This is a genomic window from Pseudomonas sp. BJa5 (genome assembly GCF_030272875.2).
Taxonomy (GTDB): domain Bacteria; phylum Pseudomonadota; class Gammaproteobacteria; order Pseudomonadales; family Pseudomonadaceae; genus Aquipseudomonas.
Map to the genome: position 1 here is coordinate 120,447 of NZ_JALRNG020000001.1, position 21,773 is coordinate 142,219.

A 21,773-nucleotide genomic window follows, 5' to 3' on the forward strand; every position below is an offset into this window, starting at 1 on the left:
ATGGCTAGCTATTTCACTCTTTTGACCAATGTTGGCGCAGCCAAACTGGCCAATGCGATCGCGTTGCAACAGGACTTCACCATCAGCCAGATGGCCATTGGCGACGGTGGAGGCTCGCTGCCCGTACCGAGCACTTCGCGCACTGCCCTGGTCAACGAGGTGCGGCGCGGCCCGGTCAATCGGGTCGAGAAGGACCCCGACAACCCGGCTTGGGTGGTGGTTGAGCAAGTTCTCCCGCCAGAAATCGGTGGCTGGACCATTCGCGAGGTTGGCCTCTACGACGCCGAAGGGGATCTCGTCGCTTACGGCAACTACCCGGAAACTTACAAGCCTGTACTCGCCGAAGGCAGCGCCAGAACGCAGACCATCCGCTTCATCGCTGAGGTGGGAAGTGCTGAGGCCGTAACCCTCAAGGTCGACCCGTCGATCGTACTGGCTACTCGCGAATGGGCCGAGCAACAGGCCGCCGCGAAGGTTCTGGCGCACGACCAGGACCCGGCGGCCCACATGGGCAACCACCCGCTCGGAATGGGCTTGTTCACCGGCCGTATGCGGGCAGGCCAGGCCGTCAAGATCGCCTTTTTCGGCGACAGCACCACCGATGGCAACAGCTCTTCGGGCTGGACCCCAAACCCAGTAGACGGGAACCAGATGGCAATCGGCGCCACCGATCACGGGGCGGCCGGTGGGTACAACGCCTACCCACGTCGCCTACAGGACATGCTGCGACTGTTCTATGGGAACAACCTGATCCGTTGCTACAACGCAGGCTACAGCGGCAAGCGTCTGGACAATGGTTGGGCGCTGAACAACCTCGACGCCGCCGTGCTCAGGCATCCGATCTATAAGGATTGCGATGCAGTCGTGGTGGTGTTCGGCCTCAACGATGCCGCACAGAACGGCAGTCGTCTTGAGGCGTTCGTCAGCGAAAGCAAAAAGGTTATCGAGGCCATCCTCAAGGCCGGCAAACTGCCAATCTTGATGGCGTCCGACGCGCACTGGCGCAGTCATGACGACTTCGACAATACCGGCAACAACTACGAAAACACCGAGATCGTCGAGTTGAACGACGCCAAGCGTGCCCTGTGCGCTCAGTACGGCATTCCGCACCTGGAGATGCACGATCGTCAGCGCGACTGGATGAACCGCAATGGTGGTTACACCTGGTGGCGCAAGGTTGCCCCCGACGGCATGCACTCAAACGATGAGGGCCACCAGATCAAGGCCTGCATTGTGGCTGCGCAGTTCATCCCGGAAATCTACCGGGTGGGGCGTCACGTTCTGGAGCGAATCAACTGGCAGGACTCCCGGGCCCGCTTCCCCTATGACCATTCCCCGAACTTCTCGCCCATTGTTGACTCGGCGTCGATGCAGAACAATTTCCAGGTTCCTCCTGGTCGGTTCGTGCACGGGGCAAACCTGGTTGATGCCTGGGTGTGGTGCGAGGAGGGTGATCTACCGCTGATCTACCGCGCAATTTCCGATGCTGGCCAAGCTCAGGCCGACCTGACCATTGACCAGGTGGGGCGAATCAAGGTCTATCACATGGGCGCAGTCGACCCATCGGCCCCTATCTACGACAAAGAGGTCAACGGTGCAGGAGCGCGGGCCATCATCAACCATACGTTTGACCGCCCTTGCCGGCTGCTGCGCCTGCCTTATGGCTTGTGCCGTATCACCATGACAGCGCCGGCGAAGGACCTGACAAGGAACCTATTCGGCGGGCACTTCGAGATCAATCCCAGCTACAAGATGGCCGAAAGAAAGCCATTCTTTTTGGGGGATCTGGCGACCTTGGCGGTGCTGAAGTCGCCGACCTGGCAGCAAAACTTGATCGAGCGCAGCGGCCCGCAAAAATTTGTAATCAACGCCCCGGCTGCCGGTCGTTATGTCTTTTCCAGTCGCGAGGAGCGTGACGGCTCGAACACTGTGGACTTCGGTGTGCCTGGGCAGAAACGGGAGATTTACCTGCGGGCCAAGCTCTCGCAATCCACCGGTGTGATGATGTTCTCAGGGCCGTCTTACCGCGAGAACGGGGAAATCATCACCAACGAGGGAGCCTTTTTCGTGTATCGGCCTGGCTCCACCGCAGCTGTTCGGCTGTACGTGTATGGTGACGAGGGCTCCCTTGCCATGCTCGGCGAGGGGGTACTCTCCACCAACTACGTCAACGATTTGCTCGAGTGCGTGATCGTCTTTGAGCGTAACGCTGCTGGGGATCAGCTCGTCAGCTTTTACGAGGGCTCCAAAGCAGTCGGGACGCCGCTGATTACTTCTACATCAGCGACCACTGGGGCCGCTGGGCCGTGGGCAGGAACTATGGGCGGTGCTTTCGCAAACTTGGGGCCGTCCAGCCTCAACACGGATCTTTCCGTGGAAATCCTTGAGATGGTCGCCCGCCACTACGGATGACCTGTTGACTCATGACAGGCCTCGCTTCGGCGGGGCCTTTTTGTTAGGGCTTGTAAGCCTGACTCCTACAGCTCGGCAAGCTCGCAGCTTCTGCGCGCGCGCATCAATCTCAGGGCTCACTGAATTGCGATCCTGCGCAGGAGCCGCCACATGGCAACCGATTATCACCACGGCGTTCGCGTCTTCGAAATCAACGAGGGCAGCCGCCCTATCCGTACTGTCGCCACGGCTGTGGTTGGCATGGTCTGCACTGCCAGCGACGCAGACGCCACTGTTTTCCCGCTCAACAAGCCGGTCTTGCTGACCGACGTGCTGACCGCTTCCGGCAAGGCCGGTGAAGCCGGCACCCTGGCCCGAAGCCTGGATGCGATCGCCGACCAGGCCAGCCCCGTCACCGTCGTAGTACGGGTGGCCGAAGGCACCAGCGAAGCGGAAACCACCACCAACATCGTCGGCGGCGTCACGCCAACCGGTCAGTACACCGGGCTCAAGGCGCTGCTGGCCGCTGAAGCCCAGCTTGGTGTGAAACCACGCATCCTCGGCGTCCCTGGCCTCGACAACCTGGCCGTGACCACCGAACTGGTGGCCATCGCCCAGAAACTGCGGGGCTTTGCCTACGCCAGCTGTTTCGACTGCGAGACAGTCTCCGAGGCACTGGCCTACCGCGAAGGCTTCGGCGCTCGCGAGCTGATGCTGATCTGGCCAGACTTCATCAACTGGGACACCGCCACCAGCAGCTCCCAGCCGGCCGCCGCCGTAGCCCGGGCCCTGGGCCTGCGCGCCAAGCTCGACGAGCAAGTTGGCTGGCACAAAACCCTGTCCAACGTGCCGGTCAACGGTGTGTCGGGTCTGTCGAAGGACATCTTCTTCGACCTGCAGAACCCGGCCACCGACGCCGGCCTGCTGAACGCCGACGAGGTCACCACCCTGATCCGTCGTGAGGGCTTCCGCTTCTGGGGCTCGCGCACCTGCTCGGCTGACCCGCTGTTTGCCTTCGAGAACTACACCCGCTCGGCGCAGGTCCTGGCCGACACCATGGCCGAAGCGCACTTCTGGGCGGTGGACAAGCCAATGCACCCAAGCCTGGTACGCGACATCGTCGAAGGTATCAACGCCAAGATGCGCGAGCTGGTGCGCAATGGCTACCTGCTGGGCGGCGAGTGCTGGTACGACGAGGCAGCCAACGACAAGGACACCCTCAAGGCCGGCAAGCTGTACCTGGACTACGACTACACCCCGGTCCCGCCTCTGGAGAACCTGCTGCTGCGCCAGCGCATCACCGACCGCCACCTGGTGCAGTTCGCTGCCGCCGTCAACGCCTGATCCCATTTGCCCGCGCGGCCCCGGCCGCGCCGTAGGAGAGCCCGACCATGGCCCTGCCCAAGAAACTCAAGCATCTCAACCTGTTCAACGACGGCAACAGCTACCTGGGCGTGGCCAAGTCGGTCACCCTGCCCAAACTCGGTCGCAAGTTCGAAGCCTACCGTGGCGGCGGTATGGAAGGCCCGGTCAAGGTCGACCTGGGCCACAGCGACGACGGCCTGCAGCTGGAGTGGACCCTCGGCGGCTGGGACCTGATTGCCCTGCGCCAGTTCGGTGCGGTGAAGGCGGACGGTGTGCAACTGCGCTTCACTGCCTCGGTGCAGCGTGATGACACCGGCGAAGTCAGCGCCGTGGAGATCGTCACCCGTGGCCGCCACGAAGAAGTGGACTTCGGCGATGCCGAACCCGGCGAAGACACCGAGCACAAGATCACCACCGCCCTCACCTACTACAAGCTCACCGTTGACGGCGAGGACATCGTCGAGATCGACCTGCTCAACTTCATCTACGTGGTTGATGGCAAAGACCTGCTCGAAGAGCACCGCAAGGCCCTCGGCATCTAAGCCATGCCCAGGCAGCGCCCACCCTTCCGCAATCCACCGCCGGGCACTGCACCGGCGGCCTCTTCAAACCCAAGGAGCAACCCCATGAAAACCCCTGAAACCGCAGCACCTGTGAAGAACCTCAACGAAGAAACCATCGCCCTGGACACCCCGATCATCCGTGGCGAGACCCAGATCGAAACCCTGACCCTGCGTAAGCCCATGAGCGGCGAGCTGCGCGGCGTCAGCCTGGTCGACCTGGCCAACATGGACGTACAGGCGCTGCGCAAGGTCCTGCCACGCATCACCAGTCCCTCCCTCACCGACATCGAGATCGGCCGCATGGACCCCGCCGACCTGCTCCAGTGCGGCGTGGCGGTCGGCAGTTTTTTGCTGAAGAAGTCGGACAGGGAAGCTGCCCTCGTTGCGTAGATGAGGCCATGGCCGACCTGGCCATTGTCTTTCACTGGGGGCCGGCGGATATGGATCCGCTGTCCCTTTCTGATCTGATGGAATGGCGCGAGCGGGCCATAACGCGCTGGGAGCAAACCCATGGCAAATGACCTGAAGATGGAAGTGGTACTCCAGGCCATCGACAGCGCCACCCGGCCCATTCGTGCCATCACCCAAGGCAGCGTTGGCCTCGGCCAAGCGCTCAAGCAGTCCCGCGACAAGCTCAAGCAACTGCAGGCCACCCAGGCGGATGTCTCCAGCTTCCGCCAGGCCAAGGCTGCCAGCCTTGATCAAGCGGCCGCCATGAAAGCCAGCCGTGATCGGGTCAGCCAGCTATCTGCTGCGTTGATGGCCCATGAAAAGACAGTCCGACCGCTACAGACCAGCTATGACCAGCTGATGGGCGAAACCACAGCGCTCAAGGATCGGCAAAAGGAACTGTCCCAGCAGGTGCGCCAGACGCGTGAATCAGCCCAAGCGGCCACCCAAGTCTGGAAGAACAACACTGCCCGCATCCGCGAGCTGCGTTCGCAGATCGCCAGCACCGCCCAGCCCACGCAGAAGCTACGCAACGAATACGACGCCCTGGTCACCAAACAGCAGGCCCAGCTGGAGACAGTGCGCCGGCTGACTGCGGTACAGAAAGACCTCCAGCAACAACACCGCGCCACTGCCGACAGTGCCCGCCAGCAAAGAGAGCGCATGTCAGAACTGGCTGGCCAGCTCCAGGAGGCCCGAGCCCCCATGCAGGGGCTCAACCAGGACTATCGCACCGCCGTGCGTGAGGCCCAGGCACTCAAGGCCAAGCACAGCGCACAAGCTCAGACGCTCCAGGGGCTACGGGATAAGCTACGTGCCGCCGGCATCAGCACCAAAAGCCTCAGCGATGGCGAGCGCCAGCTGCGCCAGTCCATCGCCAGCACCACCCAGGCAATGGGTGAGCAGGAGGCCCGGCTCAAACGGCTGGCTGCCCAGCAACGGCAGATGGCGGCAGCAAAACAGAGCTTCGAGAAGTCGCAGGCACTGGCCGGCAGTATGGCGGCGGGCGGCGCGGCCGGGTTGGCCAGCGGCTACGCCATGTCCAGACCGCTACAGGGCATGGTGGATGCCTTTGCCCCGGCCGAAGACGCGGCCACTCAGCTGAAAGTCTCCATGATGGACGCCACCGGCCAGGTCTCCGGAGACTTCCAGAAGATCAGCGACCTGGCCACCAGCCTGGGCGACCGCTTGCCGGGTACCACCGCCGACTTCCAGAACATGATGACCATGCTGCGCCGCCAAGGCCTGAGCGCACAGAGCATCCTCGGCGGTACCGGGGAAGCGGCGGCGTATCTGGGCGTTCAGCTGAGAATGCCGGTGGAGGAAGCTGCCGCATTTGCAGCGCAGATGCAGGATGCGACCCGCACCTCGGAAAAAGACATGATGGCGCTGATGGATACCATCCAGCGTGGCTTCTACTCCGGTGTCGACCCGACCAACATGATTCAGGGCTTCAGCAAAATCGCCCCGGTCATGGACATCATCAAGAAATCCGGCATTGATGCTGCAAATGAGCTTGGCCCCCTGCTGGTGATGATGGATCAACAGAAAATGGAAGGGGGCGCTGCTGGTAACGCCTACCGCAAGATCTTCCAGGCCGGCCTGAACAAGGACGGTGTCGATGACGTCAACAAGAACGCGGCCTTGAGCCAACGCGGGATCCGGCTCAGCTTCACCAACAAGGACGGCAACTTCGCCGGGCTGGAAAACCTCTATGCCCAGATCGACAAGCTCAAGGTCCTGAACGATGAGGACCGCACCACCGTGATCAAGGACTTGTTCGGTGACGACGCCGAGACCATCACGGTGCTCAACACCATGATGAACAAGGGGTTGGCAGGCTACCAGGAGGTGCAACAGAAGTTGCAAAACCAGGCTGACTTGCGCACCCGCGTCAACGAGCAACTCGGCACCCTGAGCAACACCATCGAAGCCGCCCAGGGCAGCTGGACGAATGCCATGGCTGAAATCGGTGCCACCATCGCCCCCCAGCTCAAGGAGCTCATCAACGGCATCGGCGGCGTCGCAGTCAAGGTCAAAGAATGGGTAAGCGCTAACCCTGCGTTGACCGCTGCGATTTTCAAGACAGCGGCTGGCCTGGCCATTTTGCTGGCTGCCGGTGGTGGCATTTCCATCATGCTGGCCAGCATGCTCGGCCCGTTCGCCATGGTGCGCTACGCCATGACCCTGCTCGGTATCAAGAGCCTCGGCGCCGTGACGGCCTTCAAGGCCTTGGGCACCGCCCTGCTCTGGGTGGGCAAGGCAGTGCTGTTCATCGGTCGCGCGCTGCTGATGAACCCGATCGGCCTGGCGGTCGCGGCAATCGCCGGCGCGGCTTTCCTGATTTACACGTATTGGGAGCCGATCAAGACGTTCTTCATTGACCTGTGGACCAAAATCCAAGCGGGTTTCACTGCGGGGATCACCAGCATTCGTAACACGATCGCCAGCTTCAGTCCGATCACCCTGTTCAACAGTGCCTTCGCCGCCGTGTTGAACTACTTCACCGTCGAGCTACCGACCCAGTTCACCGGCTTCGGCGGCATGCTCATCGACGGCCTGGTCAACGGCATCACCAGCAAACTCGGCGCCGTCAAGGCGGCCATCACCGGTGCTGGGGAATCCACGATCGGCTGGTTCAAGGAAAAGCTCGGCATCCACTCCCCTTCCCGGGTGTTCGCCGAACTGGGTGGCTTCACCATGGCTGGTCTCGAACAGGGCTTGACGGGCAACCAGGGCGGGCCGCTGGGCGCCGTCACCAGCCTGAGCAAGCAGCTCACCGATGCGGGTGCATTCGCCATCGGCGCCAGCGCCCAGGGCATCGCTATGGACAACCGTCCGCCGCTGTCTGCAAGGCCGGGTGGAGGCCAGGCGGCCGGAGCCAGCGCTCAAGCGGCGCCAGTGGTCTTCAACATCTACCCGGCCGCAGGCATGGATGAGCAGGCCCTGGCCCGGCTGGTGGCGGCCGAAGTAGCCAAAATCCAACGTACCAACCAGGCGCGCAGTCGTAGCGCGCTGTCCGATGGGGAGTAACCCACAATGATGATGGCCCTCGGCATGTTCGTGTTCAGCCTGGAAACCCTTGCGTACCAGGAGTTTCAACGCCAGACCGAATGGCGTCACGCCAGTACCTCGCGTATTGGTACCAACCCGGCGCGGCAGTTTCTGGGCAAAGGCGATGACAGCATCACCTTGCCCGGCGTGCTGCTGCCCGCCCTGGCCGGCAGCCAGTTGAGCCTCGACGCCTTGCGCATGATGGGCGACACTGGCAAGGCCTGGCCGCTGGTAGAGGGCACCGGTCGGATTTACGGCCTGTGGGTGATCGAGTCGCTCAGCGATACCCGCACCGTGTTCTTCCCCGACGGTGCCGCCCGCCGGATCGAGTTCACCCTCAAGCTGACGCGCATCGATGATGGCCGCATCGACCTGCTGGGCTCGCTGGTTGGCAGTGCCGGCAGCCTGCTGCGAGGTGTGCTGTGAATGTCATGGAACAGGCCGAAAACCTGCTCCAGGACGCGGCCAGCCAGTACCGCAAGGCCGCCGCTTACCCGCGACCGATCTGCCGCGTGGTGGTCAACGGCCAGGACATCACCCACTCAATCGAGAAACGCCTGGTCAGCATCGAGCTCACCGACAACCGCGGCATGGAAGCGGACCAGCTCGACATCAACCTCAGCGACCATGACGGGCTGCTGGCCATCCCGCCACGCGGCGCCACCGTTCGACTGTGGCTGGGCTGGAGCGATACCGGTCTGGTCGACAAGGGCAGCTTCACAGTCGACGAAACCGAGCACAGCGGCGCCCCGGACACCCTCAGCATTCGTGCCCGCAGTGCGGACCTACGCGGCGGCCTCAAGGCCAAACGTGAGCGCAGTTGGAGCGGTACCCTCCTGGGCACCGTGATCGGCGCGATCGCCGCTGCTCACGGCCTGCAGGCGGTGATCAGTCCATTGCTCGCCGCGATCCAGCTGGTGCACCTGGACCAGGCCAACGAGAGCGATGCCAACCTGCTGACTCGTCTGGGCCAAGAGCACGACGCCATCTCAGCGGTAAAGGCTGGGCGATTGCTGTTCATGCCGGCGGGCAAGAGCACCACCGCCAGCGGTAAGGCCCTGCCGCATGTGATGCTGACCCGCGCAGACGGTGACCAGCATCGCTTTCTGCAGGCCGACCGTGACAGCTACACCGGGGTCAAGGCGTATTACTACGAGATCAACAGCGCCGAAAAGAAGGAGGCGATCGCCGGCGCCGGTGACAACCTCAAGGAACTGCGGCACAGCTACACTGACCAGGCCAGCGCGTTGCAGGCGGCTCGAGCCGAGTGGAAGCGCCTGCAGCGCGGTACCGCCACGCTGAACTACACCCTGGCCAAAGGCCGACCGGAGTTGACTCCTGATCAGACGTACAGCCTCTATGGGGTCAAGGCTGAAATCGGCGCCATCGTCTGGCTGGGAGGCAATCTGCGTCACAGCTTCACCCCTGACAGTTTCATCACCAGCCTAGACCTTGAATCCAAGTTGCCCGACCAGGAAGAAGTCGAAGACCTGGCCGAGAAGAGCGTCGATTACACCGGCGTTACCGCAACCTATCGTGATGAAAAGGACGGCAAGCAAAAGACGGTTACGGCTGGAGACCAGTCCAATCCACAGCGGCTCACCCATCTCTATGCCAGCAAGAGCAGTGCGAAGCGTGCGGTGGATCGGGAGTGGAGGCGCCTGCAGACTAAGAATGCCTGAACACAAAAAACCCGGCACATGGCCGGGTTCTGTTGCCTTACTCCGCCGACTGCCGCAGCGCCTCCAAGATCCTCATCACATCCTCTCGCTGCTGATTATTCAAGCTACGCAGCAGCTCCAAGAAGCGATGCTCCAACAGGGTAAGGTTTTCCATCGTAGGTACTCCATTTCCATGTGACGGGTGCTGGTTTCAATACCTACTGCACCCGGGAGTACCCTATTCTCAGCACATCACTGAATGGAATCAGCTCAACTTGATGCTTTTACTGACTCGAAGGTGATGAGGGAAGCATCGAAGCGGCCTCGATAATGTCCTCATCCTCCGACTCATAAAAATCGTCCAAGCCACCACTCACTGTGACAAACTCAAATTCGCCTAAAGCTCGCCCCCCTACTTGAAGAAAACTTTTGATTTCCATCTCGATACGCATCGTCCTCCCTGGAACAGAAATATCTCTTCTATGGTAGCCTTTCGAGTAAGCTTGAATCTTCGCAGAAAACCCGCGCTCAAACGATATAGACTTTACGACTGAAAGCTCTACACCATCAAAAATTGTGTCCGACTCGGCAATTGCACCAGACACCCCTTCATGCTCCAACAGAGAATACTTATTATCTTCAAAAAACTCCAAACACTTTTCTTCCAAACCATCCAAATCAAGAAAAGAATATGGAAGTTCTTCAAACATCATAAGAATGTGATCAAAAAGCAACTCAGAAGTCAAATCCTCACTTGCAGAAGATTCAGCAGAAACTATATCCTCAAGCCTTGCAGCCAACCTTCCAGAGTCATAATAAACATATTCAACATTGGAAAACGCGTTGTTATTGAAGCCTTCATCCTCCATGATAAGTTGAAAGTTTTTATACCCAAATATCGCTGCCACAACCTCACCAACTCCCGTTAGAGAGAGGCGTACATCGTCAGTCTTCAAGCTCTCATCAATCGTCGACATAAAAAAGTAAACTGATGGAAAGCGCTGTGATGCCAACGCTGATTTCAACCTAGAAGAGCTGACATTAAAGCGCATTTTCTCCAAACGCACTTGATCGCTTTTACTATCCTCATCAAGCTTAGCAATATGTGCCTTACTCTTAGCTTCGGCGGCAACAGCTTCTGCCTCAGCCAATTTAACCGCACTCGCATCAGCCCAAGCTATCAGACGCCGAGTCCTATGCTTCAAGTGCTCCAGTATCTCATTTTTACGATCAATCTCAAACTTGACGCTCTGCTCTAGAAACTGCTTATCTGGATCAGACCTTAGTCTTGCCTTATTCAACTCTTCCTGTTGCCCAACCTTATCAAGCTCAATTTCGACCGCTTGCCGATGGAGTTTATCATTAGCTTTCTTCAAGAGAGCCTTAAAAACAAAAGTAATCCAAGGAAATACCAATACATAAAAAATTGAAAAAGCAAAGGGAACAAAAAAAATCGAATTGAAAGCAAAAAAGCTAGCTTCTGAAATATACTGATAGAACGAATTAATTCGCGCCGAAACCTTATCCTCACCCCACAAAAGCAAACCAATGTAATTCCAATTGCAAACCACCCAAGAAACTGCAAATGTACCGATAAATGGATCACTAACTCTAAGCTTAGTGGCGCTCGACACAGACGCCCATACATCATCCAGAAATTTCATGCCCCCGCCCCACCCTAGGAAAACCGTCCATTCACTATGTTAGTGTTAACTTTAAGAATTGAGCGCCAGCCATGACCTTAAGCAAGCCCTGTTAATTATTCAGGGCCACTTACAAGGTATCACGCATCTGCTAGTTTCTTTGTTACAATGCATTTTCTTCTACCCATTTTTCAGGGCTGATTATTTCACCTGTCTCACAGTCTGTGAGGTCACCAATTATTCGAGCAATACGAAATGTGCGTTCAGCCTGGCGGCTATGGCATTCACCTTTGAGGTAGGTTCTGGTAATTGCATGGACCGTGACGGTTCGGTTAGTGATCTCGCCTTTCGCATCCTTATATCTGAACTCCACCTTCCCCATGCTCCAACCCGTACGGATAGCACGAGTAATTTTTTTGGCGGGCCGTGGCTCAAGCTGAACAGCTTCTGGACTATTGCTTATTTGGGTTTTTTTCTGTTCCGAACTATTTAGCGTCTTCCGTTGCTGCTTCGTGAGTAACGTCGGACGATTGGTGAGCCAGGGTTTACTATTCGTTTGGCGTTCTAACTCACGCCCTTTGGTGTTTGTACGTCGTACCATCCCTACAAACACTGCAACGGCAGCAGCCAAGACCAACAGGCCTATCAACGTATCCATACCTTCCCAACTATCCTTTTCGTTGAATTGCCGCCTACGTAGCACTGATGCGGCTCAGATTTGCGCACCGCCCTCGACAATCCGCTGCCCACTATGGCCTGGATCACTTCCATTGCACAGCACGCCCCGGCAAGTGACCGAGCCCCTTTACCTACGAAGCTGAGCGAGACTTCGCAAACGCCAGTGCCGTTCGGAACAGCACTTCTCGATCAGATTCAGCCACCTGCTGATAGACCTCAAAAAACCTACTCGCTTCACGGCTCAAGCACGTGTTCGGGAGCGCTTTGTGTTCTCCCGTCACGACGTAGAGCACATCGATTCCCAGCGGCTCGACTGCAGCCAAGTACTTCGCATCTGGGCTGCCGGCACCTTTCTCATAGTTAATCTGGGTGGTTTTTCCTACACCGCCAGCTGCACCTAAGTCAGTCTGGCTGAGCCCCAGGCGCGACCTTTCTTCCTTCAGCCGTTCACCGATGGACATATTTTTGAACCTCAATCATTGACAGGTTCAATTATTTGAACCAACATCATCGCATCACTACGCGAAATCACACGAATCTGAACTATGCACGCCACCTACGCACCCGAGCAAGCGCGTCAGGCCGCGAGAACGCGCCTGGAACTTCGAGGTATTTCAGTCAAGGACTTCGCCGTCGAGCACGGCCTCCATCCGTCCACCGTCTACGCCGTGCTCAACGGCCAAAAGAAATGTCTGCGAGGTGAGGCACACCGCGCCGCCGTACTACTCGGCATCAAAGACGGATCGCCCACAAACTAAGCCCCCTGGCTCATGGAGGAAACCAGAACATGAAGCGACCAGTTCTAGAAACCCTGCGCCAAGTTGTAAGTGCAGTGGTCTGCGCTTTCCCAGGTGGCCGTGAATGTGCCGCAGCCCGCTTGGGTTACGAGCTGAAGCGGTTCGACAACCATGTCTACGAAAATGCTGGCAGCCGCCCATTGAGCTACGACCAGGTCCACCTGTTGGAGCGTGATGCCGGCACAACATTCCTGCCGGAGTTCATTGCCAACCTCTACGGCGGCCTTTATGTACCACTGGCTGTGCCCGACACACTGGACAACGTCGAACTGTATACCCGCTCGGTGAACACTGCCGCCAAGCGTGGTGTAGTCGACCAGATCATCGCCAAGGCCCTTGCCGATAACGTCATTGAAGAAGCTGAGGCCAAAGCCATCCTGCAAGCGCACCGCCAGTACCAGGCCGCTCGCCATGCGGAGGTGATTGCCACGATCCAGTTGCACAGTGAAGGGGGTGCCCAGTGAGCACCTACAAGCTCGTCTGTCCTCACTGCAACCAGCGCATGCGGATCCGTACCAGCGAAGGCACGCACATTTTCCTTCGCGTGGCTTACCTGCAATGCACCAACGAAGCCTGCGGCTGGTCGGTACGCGCCCAGTTCGAAATGACCCACGAAATGAGCCCGAGCGGCATGGCCAATCCGGCTGTGCAGTTGCCGGTCGCCCCGGTCGTGATGCGTCGCCAGGCGATGAAGTCTGCCGCCGACCAGCCCGATTTGCTGGACCAACTGGACATGGAGGTAGCCACCGCATGAACGCCGTAGCCCTGACCTTGAACCCTGAAACCGACTACCGCGCGGCGATGCAGCAGGCGGCCGTGGCGTTCCTGTTTCGCCGAGAAGGCTTACATCTTACCGGCGACCATCAGGTGCTGGAGAACTGCACTCAGTACCTGTGCCAGTCGCTTGAGGTCCCTGACCATCTGGCGCAACGAATCGCCGAGTTGGCAGTCGCCGAGTTTGAAAGCAAGACCACCGGGCGTTTGCGGCTCCTAGGCGTATGCGCCACCAGCGGGATCTTCTGGGCACGTCTGATCCTGCTCGATACCGCCACTCAAGAGCGGCATCAGGTGCCGGCGCGCCACCTACCTCGGCGCATACGGCAACCGCTGAACACCTCGAAGTAACCCGATCAAACCCCTTTCCTGATGCCCCGATTTGCGTGGGTAAGGGGAAACTGCATCTAACCGGTGGCCGAAATGAGCAAGATCACCCTCCAACTGAAGCTGAACGAGCAGCAGGCGAAGCACTACCTGCAGTGGCTCAACAGCCAGTACGACACCACCATGGCCGAAGTCTGGTACTCCGATCGCTATCGCCATGTGCCCAGTGGCGAGCGCGGCCCCAAGGTGCTGCTAGATCTGCCGCACCTTGCTGGCATCTGCCGTACTCGCAGTGAGTTGAAGAAGCAGCTCGACGCCTGCGCGACGGAGCGTGCCCAGTGAACCACAAACCAATGGAACAGCAACTGCGCAGCGAAGTACTGCGGCGTCTTCAGGACCGATACGGGCTGAAGCCACGGGCAGGCACTCAGTACCTACGCCAGGGCACCTGCCCGAGCTGCGGCAAGAAGGAGCTGTACTCGCGCCAGGATGAACCCTGGTTCATTAAGTGCGGTCGCGAGAGCAAGTGCGGCGAGCAATGGCACGTCAAAGAGCTGTTCGACGACCTGTTCGACGATTACAGCAAACGCTATCCGTCTACCCAGGAGGCTCCCCGCGCCTCTGCCGACGCCTATCTACAATTCGCCCGAGGATTCGACCTGAGCCTCGTCAAGGGGTGGTACTCCCAAGAAAACTATTGGGATCGTGAGCTTGGCATTGGCAGCGCGACAGTGCGCTTTGCCCTGGAGAAAGGTGGCTATTGGGAGCGCCTGATCGATCAACCGCATCGATTCGGTAAGAAGAAAGCCCGCTTCGCCCCTGGCCAGTCGCCCAAGGGCTACTGGTGGTGCCCACCCGGCCTGGACCTGCTGGAAGTCCAGGAACTGTGGATCGTGGAAGGCGTTTTCGACGCTATCGCCTTGCTGCACAACGGCCTTGATGCTGTGGCGGCAATGAGCTCGGGAGCATTCCCTTTCGAGTCACTCAAGGCACTGGCCACGTCCTGTACCAACGCTGGCAAGAAACTACCCACGTTGGTCTGGGGACTGGACAATGAGCCCGGCGCACACTTCTTCACTCGTAAGCACGCCAACCTTGCCCGCGAGCTCGGCTACAAATGCGAGGCTGCGCAGATTCCGCAGCGTGGCCGCAAGGTCGACTGGAACGATCTACATCAACGCTGGGCCTTCGTCGACGACACCGCCAAACGCCTCGACCAGGTTGATCATGAAATTCGTGAAGCCCGTCACCACGGCAGTCTGCTGTTGGCCGAGTCCGCTGCCGAGAAAGGCGCGCTGATGTACGAATGGCGTGAGCGCCATGAGTTTCACTTCACGTTCGAGAACCGCCTCTACTGGTTCAAAATGGACCTGGATAAGTTCAACAAGTCCATGCAGCACCTGGAGGAATCCGAGCGCCACGAAGACGTGTTGCTCAACGACAAGCAACGCCGTGATAAGGCCCTGCGCCAGTGCGGCGCGGTGATAGAGATCGCCAACTGCAACCCACAGGCGCTGTACTTCCAGCGCAATGAAGTGACGGACGAGTCCTGGTACTACTTTCGCGTCGACTTCCCGCATGACGAACCGAGTGTCCTGAACACCTTCACCGGTGGCCAGGTGGCTGCTGCCAGCGAGTTCAAGAAACGCCTGCTCGGTATGGCGGCGGGTGCTGTGTTTACCGGTACCGGCTCCCAGCTCGATCGCATCATGCAGAACCAGCTGTTCGGGCTGAAGACGGTGAAAACCATCGACTACCTCGGCTACAGCAAAGAGCACGGCTGCTACGTGTTCGGTGACCTGGCCGTGCGCGGCGGGGTGCTTGAGCAGGCCAACGCCGAGGACTATTTCGAGTTCAAGGGCCTGCGCCTGAAGTCGCTGCAAAAGTCGATCAAGCTTGAGATCAACCGCGATGCCTCCGCTTACCAGGCCGAGTGGTTCAACTGGCTGTGGACCTGCTTCAACACTCAGGGCGTGATCGCCCTCGCCTTCTGGTTCGGCTCGCTGTTCGCTGAACAGATTCGCGCCGAGTTCCAGTCCTTCCCTTTCCTGGAAGTGACCGGTGAGGCCGGTGCCGGTAAGTCCACTCTGCTGATGTTCCTGTGGAAGCTGCTCGGCCGTCAGGACGAAGAAGGCGACGACCCGATCAAGATGACCAAGGCTGGCCTGCGCCGCTGGCTAAGCCAGACCGCCGGCATGCCTATCGTCATGCTGGAAGCCGACCGCAGCGATGCCGAGGGCTCGGCGGGCAAGGCGTTTGACTTCGACCAGTTCAAGCCCTTGTTCAACGGTCGCGGCCTCGGCCTCACCGGCGTGAAGAATGGTGGCAACGACACCAACGCTCCCCCCTTTCGCGCAACCATGGTGTTCAGCCAGAACGCCAGCGTGGCGGCATCCGAGGCAATCCTCACCCGCATCGTGAAACTGCATTTTGTTCGCCCGGAGGTCACCAGCAACAGTCGCGCCGCAGCTGACAACCTCAACCACCTGCAGGCCAGCGAAGTGAGCCATTTTCTGCTGATGGCGGCCAAGGCCGAACAACAGGTCATGGAGACGTTTCGTAAGCAGGTCAAGGTGCATGAGCAAGCCCTACGGGAGCTACGCGAAATCCGCATCGAGCGCCTCATCAAGAACCACGCCCAGCTTATGGCCTTGGTGGATGCGCTGAGGGAGATCGTGCCGATGAACGATCGCCAGCATGCAGCCGTTCAGCGTGAGCTGACCTGCATGGCCGTTGCCCGCCAACACGACGTAAACGCAGATCCGAAGGAAGTAGCTGAGTTCTGGGAGGTGTTTGAGTACCTGGAATCGCTCAGTGATGAACCTGTGGTCAACCACAGCAAAAAAGACGACCTGGTCGCCATCAACCTCAATGACTTCTGCGAGCGCGCCGCCGAGCACAAACAAAAGCTGGCCGATGTGGCCACCTTGCGCACCCTGCTGCGCAACAGCCGGTCACGGCCATTTATTGAAAGCAATCGAGCCGTCGACAGCGCCGTGCGCGCCGCCTTCAACAACCGTAACAACGCTGCGAATCAGCGCAGCACTACGGTGAAATGCTGGACCTTCAAGGCCAGCTAACCCTACCCGGGCGCGGCAACGCCCAGGTATCAACACAAGGAGAAGCACCATGCGCAATGAGGACCATGACGAGCCGTACCACCCCAGCCGGCGCGAAACGCTAACCACTTTGGTGGCCAGCGGACTGACTTTGGCCCTGCTGACGGCGGTTGGCTACGCCGTTCCTGATCTGCTGACCACCCTGCTCCATTGATATCTGCTGCCCGGGCGCCGTAAAGCCTGGGTATCCGAGGAGAAGCACCATGAACGACCAACCCGCTGAGAATCTGGAATTGCTATTCGCCTTCGAAGACTGGGCTACGCCACGCGGCTACGACTTGTCACGCGGCGCCACGGAGTTCCAGAACCTGGAAACGCGCAACGCTTGGCTCGGCTTTGAGGCTGCGCACGGACCAGACGGCTGCCGCCCTATCGGACAACAGCTGTATGCCCTGATCAAGAAAAACAGCGAGTACGCCCACCAGGCCACCAAGCTTTTCCCGGTCCTGGTCGGCAAACCACCCTACGACGACTTCTTCGTCCACGGCGGCCCAGGTGGCCTGTACCGCCTGCGAGATGTGGATTTCTACGTGATCGAGGGCGGTAAGCAGTACCGCCTCAGCTGACACCGGCCAGGCCGGAAAAAGAAAGTGCTGGGGAGCGGCAACTCCCCAGCACCTGACCAACCCCAAGGAGAAGCACCATGCAAGTACAACCCGCCAAGGCCAGCGCTGCACAGGCTACCACATCCCCCTCTGCCCGCCCTCGCCTGGCATCCCACTCACTGGACCTGCCAAACCTGTGCGACATTTGCGGAAAGTATCGTGCGACCCGGACACACGCCGCATGTAGCCAGATCCGCCAGCAACGCAAAACCGCTGAATGGGCGACTTATATGGAAAACATAGCCGCCAAAAGAGCTCAAGGAAGCCGGCGTAGTGGCCGCTGACAGTTCATGTCCAGGACACATACAGCCAGAAACTTGGCTTACATCTTCTAGGCCCTGCAATGGACCTTTCTTTGATCACGGCCCATACACTGGGCCGTTATTTTGTTCTGAGTGGCAAAGCAAATGGCAGATGGCGTTGAAGTACGTGGCAACCATGTCCGCGTATATTTCCGTTACCAGGGCGAGCTGTGCCGGGAGACGCTCCCGGGCAATGCCTCGCCCGCGAACCTGGCCAACGCCGAGCGGCTGGTCGGGATCATCAACTACGAGATCGAGGCCGGGACGTTCAGCTATGCCCGGCACTTCCCGGATTCGCCTCGGATCAAAACCAATACGCTGGGCCACTACATCGACCTGTGGCTTGAGATCAAACGCAACCAGATGGCGGCCAGTGGATTTGCCATGTACCGCAGCCGTACCGAGAAGCACATTCGGCCGCGCTGGGGTGCTCTGCAGGCAGACCGGATCGACCACTTGGATATTCAGCACTGGGTGCAGTCCGTGCTGATGCCCGAGCTGCACAACAAGACCGTGCGGGAAATCGTCAGCCACCTGCGGCAGATCTTTCGGCTGTACCGCACACGAAATCGATCGGCGTTCGACCCTACCGATGGCATTACGATTTCTCTGCCGGATGCTGACGATCCCGACCCGTTCACCCGGGAAGAGATCGACGCGATTCTTGGGTACCCGACAGATAGGCAGCAGGAAATCAACCTGTCGCAGTACATGATCTGGTCCGGCCCGAGGGTCAGCGAAGCAATTGCCCTGGCCTGGGAGGATGTCGACCTGGCCTCTGGTACCGTTGAGATCCGCCGTGCGCGAGTCGCCGGACAGTACAAGGTGACCAAGACACGGCGCTCAACGCGCAAGGTCAAGCTGCTCGCACCTTCCCTTCGCGCGTTGCAGGCTCAGGAACAGTTCACCAGGAACCTGCCAGCGGAGTTGATCGAGGTCGTTGATCGTGACAACCGAACGATACGCGAGCAGCGTGTGCGGTTTGTCTTCCACAACAGCGCCACAGGTGAGCCATACCGGTCCTCGGACGTTCTGCGGCATGGATGGTGGATCACGCACCTGGAGAAGGCCGGTGTTCGCCAGCGCGGTCCGAACACCTGCCGGCACACCTTCGCCAGCCAGATGCTGAGCAGCGGACTGGCCACGCCAGAGTGGATTGCGGACCAGATGGGGCACACGTCGACGGCCATGATCTTCAGGCACTATGCGAAGTGGATCAGCGAGGACGGACCGGATGTGGTGGGATTGTTGAACCAGGCGCTCAAGTTGAGCTGAGAAAATGAAAAAAGGGGCCGTAAAGGCCCCTTCTTTCTGCCCGCCATTCCCAAAATGTTCCCAAAACGTTCCCTTTTGAGGGGTCGCCTAAGAGAAACACCAATGAAATCAGGCACTTATATGGCGGAAGCGTAGAGATTCGAACTCTAGGATAGTTGCCCATCGACGGTTTTCAAGACCGTTGCCTTAAACCACTCGGCCACGCTTCCTCGTATTGCGGGCGCCATGATACCGAAATGAAACAAGCTGTCAAACTCTCTATGTGGCCGCTTTCCAAGGCTCTGATATGATCTTTGCATCTGAACGTTTCAAACCCACAGGAGTGTCGCCATGCGCGAACAGGATTACGCCGTCAATCACGGCTTGCAGGTCGAGCAGCAAGAGGTCAGCCGGGTCCTGCGCAATACATACGGGCTGCTGGCGATCACCCTCGCCTTCAGTGGCGTCATGGCCTTCGTCGCGCAGCAGATGCGCGTCGGCTACCCGAACGTGTTCGTGGTGCTGATCGGCTTCTACGGTCTGTTCTTCCTCACCAACAAGCTGCGTGACTCGGTCTGGGGCCTGGTGTCCACCTTCGCCCTCACCGGTTTCATGGGCTTCATCCTCGGCCCGATCCTCAACCGTTACCTGGGCATGGCCGGTGGCGCCGAGGTGGTCAGTTCGGCTTTCGCCATGACTGCCCTGGTGTTCGGCGGCCTGTCGGCCTATGTGCTGATCACCCGCAAGGACATGAGCTTCCTCGGTGGTTTCATCACCGCCGGTTTCTTCGTCCTGATGGGTGCGGTGCTGGCCAGCCTGTTCTTCCAGATCAGCGGCCTGCAGCTGGCGATCAGCGCCGGTTTCGTGCTGTTCTCGTCGGTCTGCATTCTGTTCCAGACCAGCGCGATCATCCACGGTGGCGAGCGTAACTACATCATGGCGACCATCAGCCTGTATGTGTCGATCTACAACCTGTTCGTCAGCCTGCTGCAGCTGTTCGGCTTGATGGGTCGGGATGACTGATCGGTTGGTAACCTGCTTGTGAGAAAGCCCGCTTCGGCGGGCTTTTTTGTGGATGTCGTATAGAGGTGGCAAGGCGTTGCCTTGCATCGCAGGCTTCGCCAGCTCCCACAAGGGTTCCCGGCATGCCCCGGACTCTGTGGGAGCTGCCGATAGGCTGCGGTCGGGCGCGAAGCGGCCGTAAAACCAGACCGCCTCGGTACATCTGAGCCAACGAGGTGGCCGGATTGCGACTGCTGTGCAGTCGATCGCAGGCTTCGCCAGCTCCCACAAAGACTGTTGCTCCCACAGGTGAGGTGCTTGTACTACCCCAAACGGGTTCTGGCCCGTAGAATGCGCTCCTTTTTTCTTCCGGGGCAGTATTCCCATGAGTTCAATCGAGCAAGGGCCCGGCGCCGTCGCGCAGCCCAATGAACTGGTTCTCGGCCTTGAGGACCGGCCACGACCGCTGATCGCCATGCTGGCGGCGTTGCAGCATCTGCTGGCGATCATTGTGCCGATCGTGACGCCAGGGCTGCTGATCTGCCAGGCGCTGGGTGTGTCGGCACGAGATACCAACCTGATTGTGTCGATGTCGCTGGTGATTTCCGGGATCGCCACTTTCGTCCAGTGCCGGCGCTTCGGGCCGTTCGGCGCCGGGCTGCTGATTGTCCAGGGCACCAGTTTCAACTTTGTCGGGCCGCTGATCGCCGGTGGCGCGCTGATGGTCAAGCAAGGTACGCCGGTGGAAGGCGTGATGGCGGCAATTTTCGGTGTGGTGATCGCAGGTTCCTTCGTGGAGATGGGCATTTCGCGCATCCTGCCTTTCGTCAAACGCCTGATCACGCCGCTGGTGACCGGTATCGTGGTGCTGATGATCGGCCTGACGCTTATCAAGGTCGGCCTGATCAGCATGGGCGGCGGTTTCACCGCCATGGGCAACGGCACCTTCGCCAACGGCGAGAACCTTCTGCTGTCGGGTGTGGTGCTGGCAATTATCGTGGTGCTCAACCGTATTCCACTGGTGTGGATGCGCAGCTGCGCCATCGTCATCGCCCTGGCCGTGGGCTACGCCCTGGCCGGTTACCTGGGTCGCCTGGACTTCACCGGCATGCACGAAGCCGAGCTGTTCCAGGTGCCGATGCCGCTGCATTTCGGCCTGGGCTTCTCCTGGGCGCTGTTCATTCCGATGCTGGTGATCTACCTGGTGACCTCGCTGGAAGCCATCGGTGATGTCACCGCCACCAGCAAGGTGTCGCGCCAGCCGGTCGAAGGCCCGCTGTGGATGCAAAGGATCAAGGGCGGTGTGCTGGTCAACGGCGCCAATTCGCTGCTGGCCGGGGTGTTCAATACCTTCCCGAGCTCGATCTTCGCCCAGAACAACGGGGTGATTCAGCTGACCGGCATCGCCAGCCGCCATATCGGTGTGTGGATTGCCGCCATGCTGGTGATTCTGGGCCTGTTCCCGAGCGTTGCCGGGGTGATCCAGGCGGTGCCGGAGCCGGTGCTCGGTGGCGCGGCCATGGTGATGTTCGGGGCGGTGGCGGCGTCGGGGATCAATATCCTCGCCAGCATCAACCTGGACCGTCGTGCACTGCTGATTATCGCGGTGTCGCTGGCCCTGGGCCTGGGTGTGGCGCAGGTGCCGGAGTTTCTGGCCCATATGCCGTCGGCGCTGCGCAATGTGCTGGAGTCGGGGGTGGCGACCGGGGGGATCTGTGCCCTGGTGTTGAACTGGTTCTTGCCTGAGCATAAAGAGAAGGCTTGAGGTTTTAGGCCTTCGCGGGGCTA

The 21,773-nt window shown here is 59.4% G+C and carries 22 protein-coding genes and 1 tRNA gene; 19 read left to right on the forward strand and 4 right to left on the reverse strand.

Annotated elements, in window-relative coordinates; translation table 11 throughout:
• The 8 genes from M2D63_RS00620 to M2D63_RS00655 all read left to right on the forward strand — a co-directional run bounded on the left by M2D63_RS00620 (position 1) and on the right by M2D63_RS00655 (position 9,505).
• The gene (locus M2D63_RS00620) at positions 1-2,412 is read left to right on the forward strand and encodes a phage tail protein (RefSeq protein WP_285860749.1); all 2,412 of its coding nucleotides are present in this window, start codon (positions 1-3) and stop codon (positions 2,410-2,412) included.
• A gap of 150 nt (positions 2,413-2,562) precedes the next feature.
• On the forward strand, positions 2,563-3,735 hold the full coding sequence (locus tag M2D63_RS00625; RefSeq protein ID WP_285860750.1) for a phage tail sheath protein: 1,173 nt from the start codon (positions 2,563-2,565) through the stop codon (positions 3,733-3,735).
• A 47-nt stretch (positions 3,736-3,782) separates the two neighbouring features.
• Complete coding sequence (locus M2D63_RS00630) at positions 3,783-4,298, forward strand: phage major tail tube protein (protein WP_285860752.1); 516 nt, start codon at positions 3,783-3,785, stop codon at positions 4,296-4,298.
• Between the two features lie 84 nt (positions 4,299-4,382).
• Positions 4,383-4,709: a phage tail assembly protein gene (locus tag M2D63_RS00635; protein ID WP_285860754.1), complete on the forward strand. Its 327-nt coding sequence runs from the start codon at positions 4,383-4,385 to the stop codon at positions 4,707-4,709.
• A gap of 8 nt (positions 4,710-4,717) precedes the next feature.
• Positions 4,718-4,840 carry a GpE family phage tail protein gene (locus M2D63_RS00640; protein WP_285860755.1) on the forward strand — a complete coding sequence of 41 codons (123 nt, stop codon included), beginning with the start codon at positions 4,718-4,720 and terminating at the stop codon, positions 4,838-4,840.
• On the forward strand, positions 4,830-7,802 hold the full coding sequence (locus tag M2D63_RS00645; protein ID WP_285860756.1) for a phage tail tape measure protein: 2,973 nt from the start codon (positions 4,830-4,832) through the stop codon (positions 7,800-7,802). The genes M2D63_RS00640 and M2D63_RS00645 overlap by 11 nt, the downstream gene beginning before the upstream one ends.
• A gap of 6 nt (positions 7,803-7,808) precedes the next feature.
• Complete coding sequence (locus M2D63_RS00650) at positions 7,809-8,249, forward strand: phage tail protein (RefSeq protein WP_285860757.1); 441 nt, start codon at positions 7,809-7,811, stop codon at positions 8,247-8,249.
• Between the two features lie 5 nt (positions 8,250-8,254).
• The gene (locus tag M2D63_RS00655; protein ID WP_285860758.1) at positions 8,255-9,505 is read left to right on the forward strand and encodes a phage late control D family protein; all 1,251 of its coding nucleotides are present in this window, start codon (positions 8,255-8,257) and stop codon (positions 9,503-9,505) included.
• Between the two features lie 263 nt (positions 9,506-9,768).
• On the opposite strand, the gene M2D63_RS00660 is transcribed toward M2D63_RS00655, so the two are convergent.
• The 3 genes from M2D63_RS00660 to M2D63_RS00670 all read right to left on the reverse strand — a co-directional run bounded on the left by M2D63_RS00660 (position 9,769) and on the right by M2D63_RS00670 (position 12,266).
• Positions 9,769-11,148, reverse strand: a complete 1,380-nt coding sequence (locus M2D63_RS00660) for a hypothetical protein (RefSeq protein ID WP_285860759.1) — start codon at positions 11,146-11,148, stop codon at positions 9,769-9,771.
• Positions 11,149-11,290: 142 nt separating this feature from the next.
• On the reverse strand, positions 11,291-11,785 hold the full coding sequence (locus M2D63_RS00665) for a WYL domain-containing protein (RefSeq protein WP_285860760.1): 495 nt from the start codon (positions 11,783-11,785) through the stop codon (positions 11,291-11,293).
• Between the two features lie 151 nt (positions 11,786-11,936).
• Entirely contained in the window at positions 11,937-12,266 is a 330-nt protein-coding gene (locus M2D63_RS00670) for a helix-turn-helix domain-containing protein (protein WP_285860761.1), read from the reverse strand.
• A gap of 84 nt (positions 12,267-12,350) precedes the next feature.
• Between M2D63_RS00670 and M2D63_RS00675 the strand changes: the two genes are divergently transcribed.
• The 9 genes from M2D63_RS00675 (at position 12,351) to M2D63_RS00715 (ending at position 19,004) form a co-directional block, all read left to right on the forward strand.
• Positions 12,351-12,563 carry a DNA-binding protein gene (locus tag M2D63_RS00675; protein WP_285860762.1) on the forward strand — a complete coding sequence of 71 codons (213 nt, stop codon included), beginning with the start codon at positions 12,351-12,353 and terminating at the stop codon, positions 12,561-12,563.
• 29 nt (positions 12,564-12,592) lie between these two features.
• Entirely contained in the window at positions 12,593-13,066 is a 474-nt protein-coding gene (locus M2D63_RS00680) for a YmfL family putative regulatory protein (RefSeq protein ID WP_285860763.1), read from the forward strand.
• Positions 13,063-13,356: an ogr/Delta-like zinc finger family protein gene (locus M2D63_RS00685; RefSeq protein WP_285860764.1), complete on the forward strand. Its 294-nt coding sequence runs from the start codon at positions 13,063-13,065 to the stop codon at positions 13,354-13,356. The genes M2D63_RS00680 and M2D63_RS00685 overlap by 4 nt, the downstream gene beginning before the upstream one ends.
• Positions 13,353-13,727: a hypothetical protein gene (locus tag M2D63_RS00690; protein ID WP_285860765.1), complete on the forward strand. Its 375-nt coding sequence runs from the start codon at positions 13,353-13,355 to the stop codon at positions 13,725-13,727. The genes M2D63_RS00685 and M2D63_RS00690 overlap by 4 nt, the downstream gene beginning before the upstream one ends.
• 72 nt (positions 13,728-13,799) lie before the next feature.
• Complete coding sequence (locus tag M2D63_RS00695; protein WP_285860766.1) at positions 13,800-14,045, forward strand: hypothetical protein; 246 nt, start codon at positions 13,800-13,802, stop codon at positions 14,043-14,045.
• 11 nt (positions 14,046-14,056) lie between these two features.
• Positions 14,057-16,783 carry a toprim domain-containing protein gene (locus M2D63_RS00700; RefSeq protein WP_285860888.1) on the forward strand — a complete coding sequence of 909 codons (2,727 nt, stop codon included), beginning with the start codon at positions 14,057-14,059 and terminating at the stop codon, positions 16,781-16,783.
• A gap of 49 nt (positions 16,784-16,832) precedes the next feature.
• Entirely contained in the window at positions 16,833-16,976 is a 144-nt protein-coding gene (locus M2D63_RS00705; RefSeq protein ID WP_285860767.1) for a hypothetical protein, read from the forward strand.
• Between the two features lie 49 nt (positions 16,977-17,025).
• The gene (locus M2D63_RS00710) at positions 17,026-17,388 is read left to right on the forward strand and encodes a hypothetical protein (protein ID WP_285860768.1); all 363 of its coding nucleotides are present in this window, start codon (positions 17,026-17,028) and stop codon (positions 17,386-17,388) included.
• 446 nt (positions 17,389-17,834) lie between these two features.
• A complete protein-coding gene (locus tag M2D63_RS00715) occupies positions 17,835-19,004 on the forward strand; it encodes an Arm DNA-binding domain-containing protein (RefSeq protein WP_285860770.1) in 1,170 nt (389 codons plus the stop codon).
• A gap of 121 nt (positions 19,005-19,125) precedes the next feature.
• On the opposite strand, the gene M2D63_RS00720 is transcribed toward M2D63_RS00715, so the two are convergent.
• Positions 19,126-19,213: transfer RNA gene (locus M2D63_RS00720), tRNA-Ser, on the reverse strand.
• A gap of 121 nt (positions 19,214-19,334) precedes the next feature.
• Here M2D63_RS00720 and M2D63_RS00725 point away from each other — a divergent pair.
• Positions 19,335-20,006: a Bax inhibitor-1/YccA family protein gene (locus M2D63_RS00725; RefSeq protein ID WP_285860771.1), complete on the forward strand. Its 672-nt coding sequence runs from the start codon at positions 19,335-19,337 to the stop codon at positions 20,004-20,006.
• 364 nt (positions 20,007-20,370) lie between these two features.
• Entirely contained in the window at positions 20,371-21,750 is a 1,380-nt protein-coding gene (locus tag M2D63_RS00730) for a nucleobase:cation symporter-2 family protein (protein ID WP_285860772.1), read from the forward strand.
• Positions 21,751-21,773: the final 23 nt, after the last annotated feature.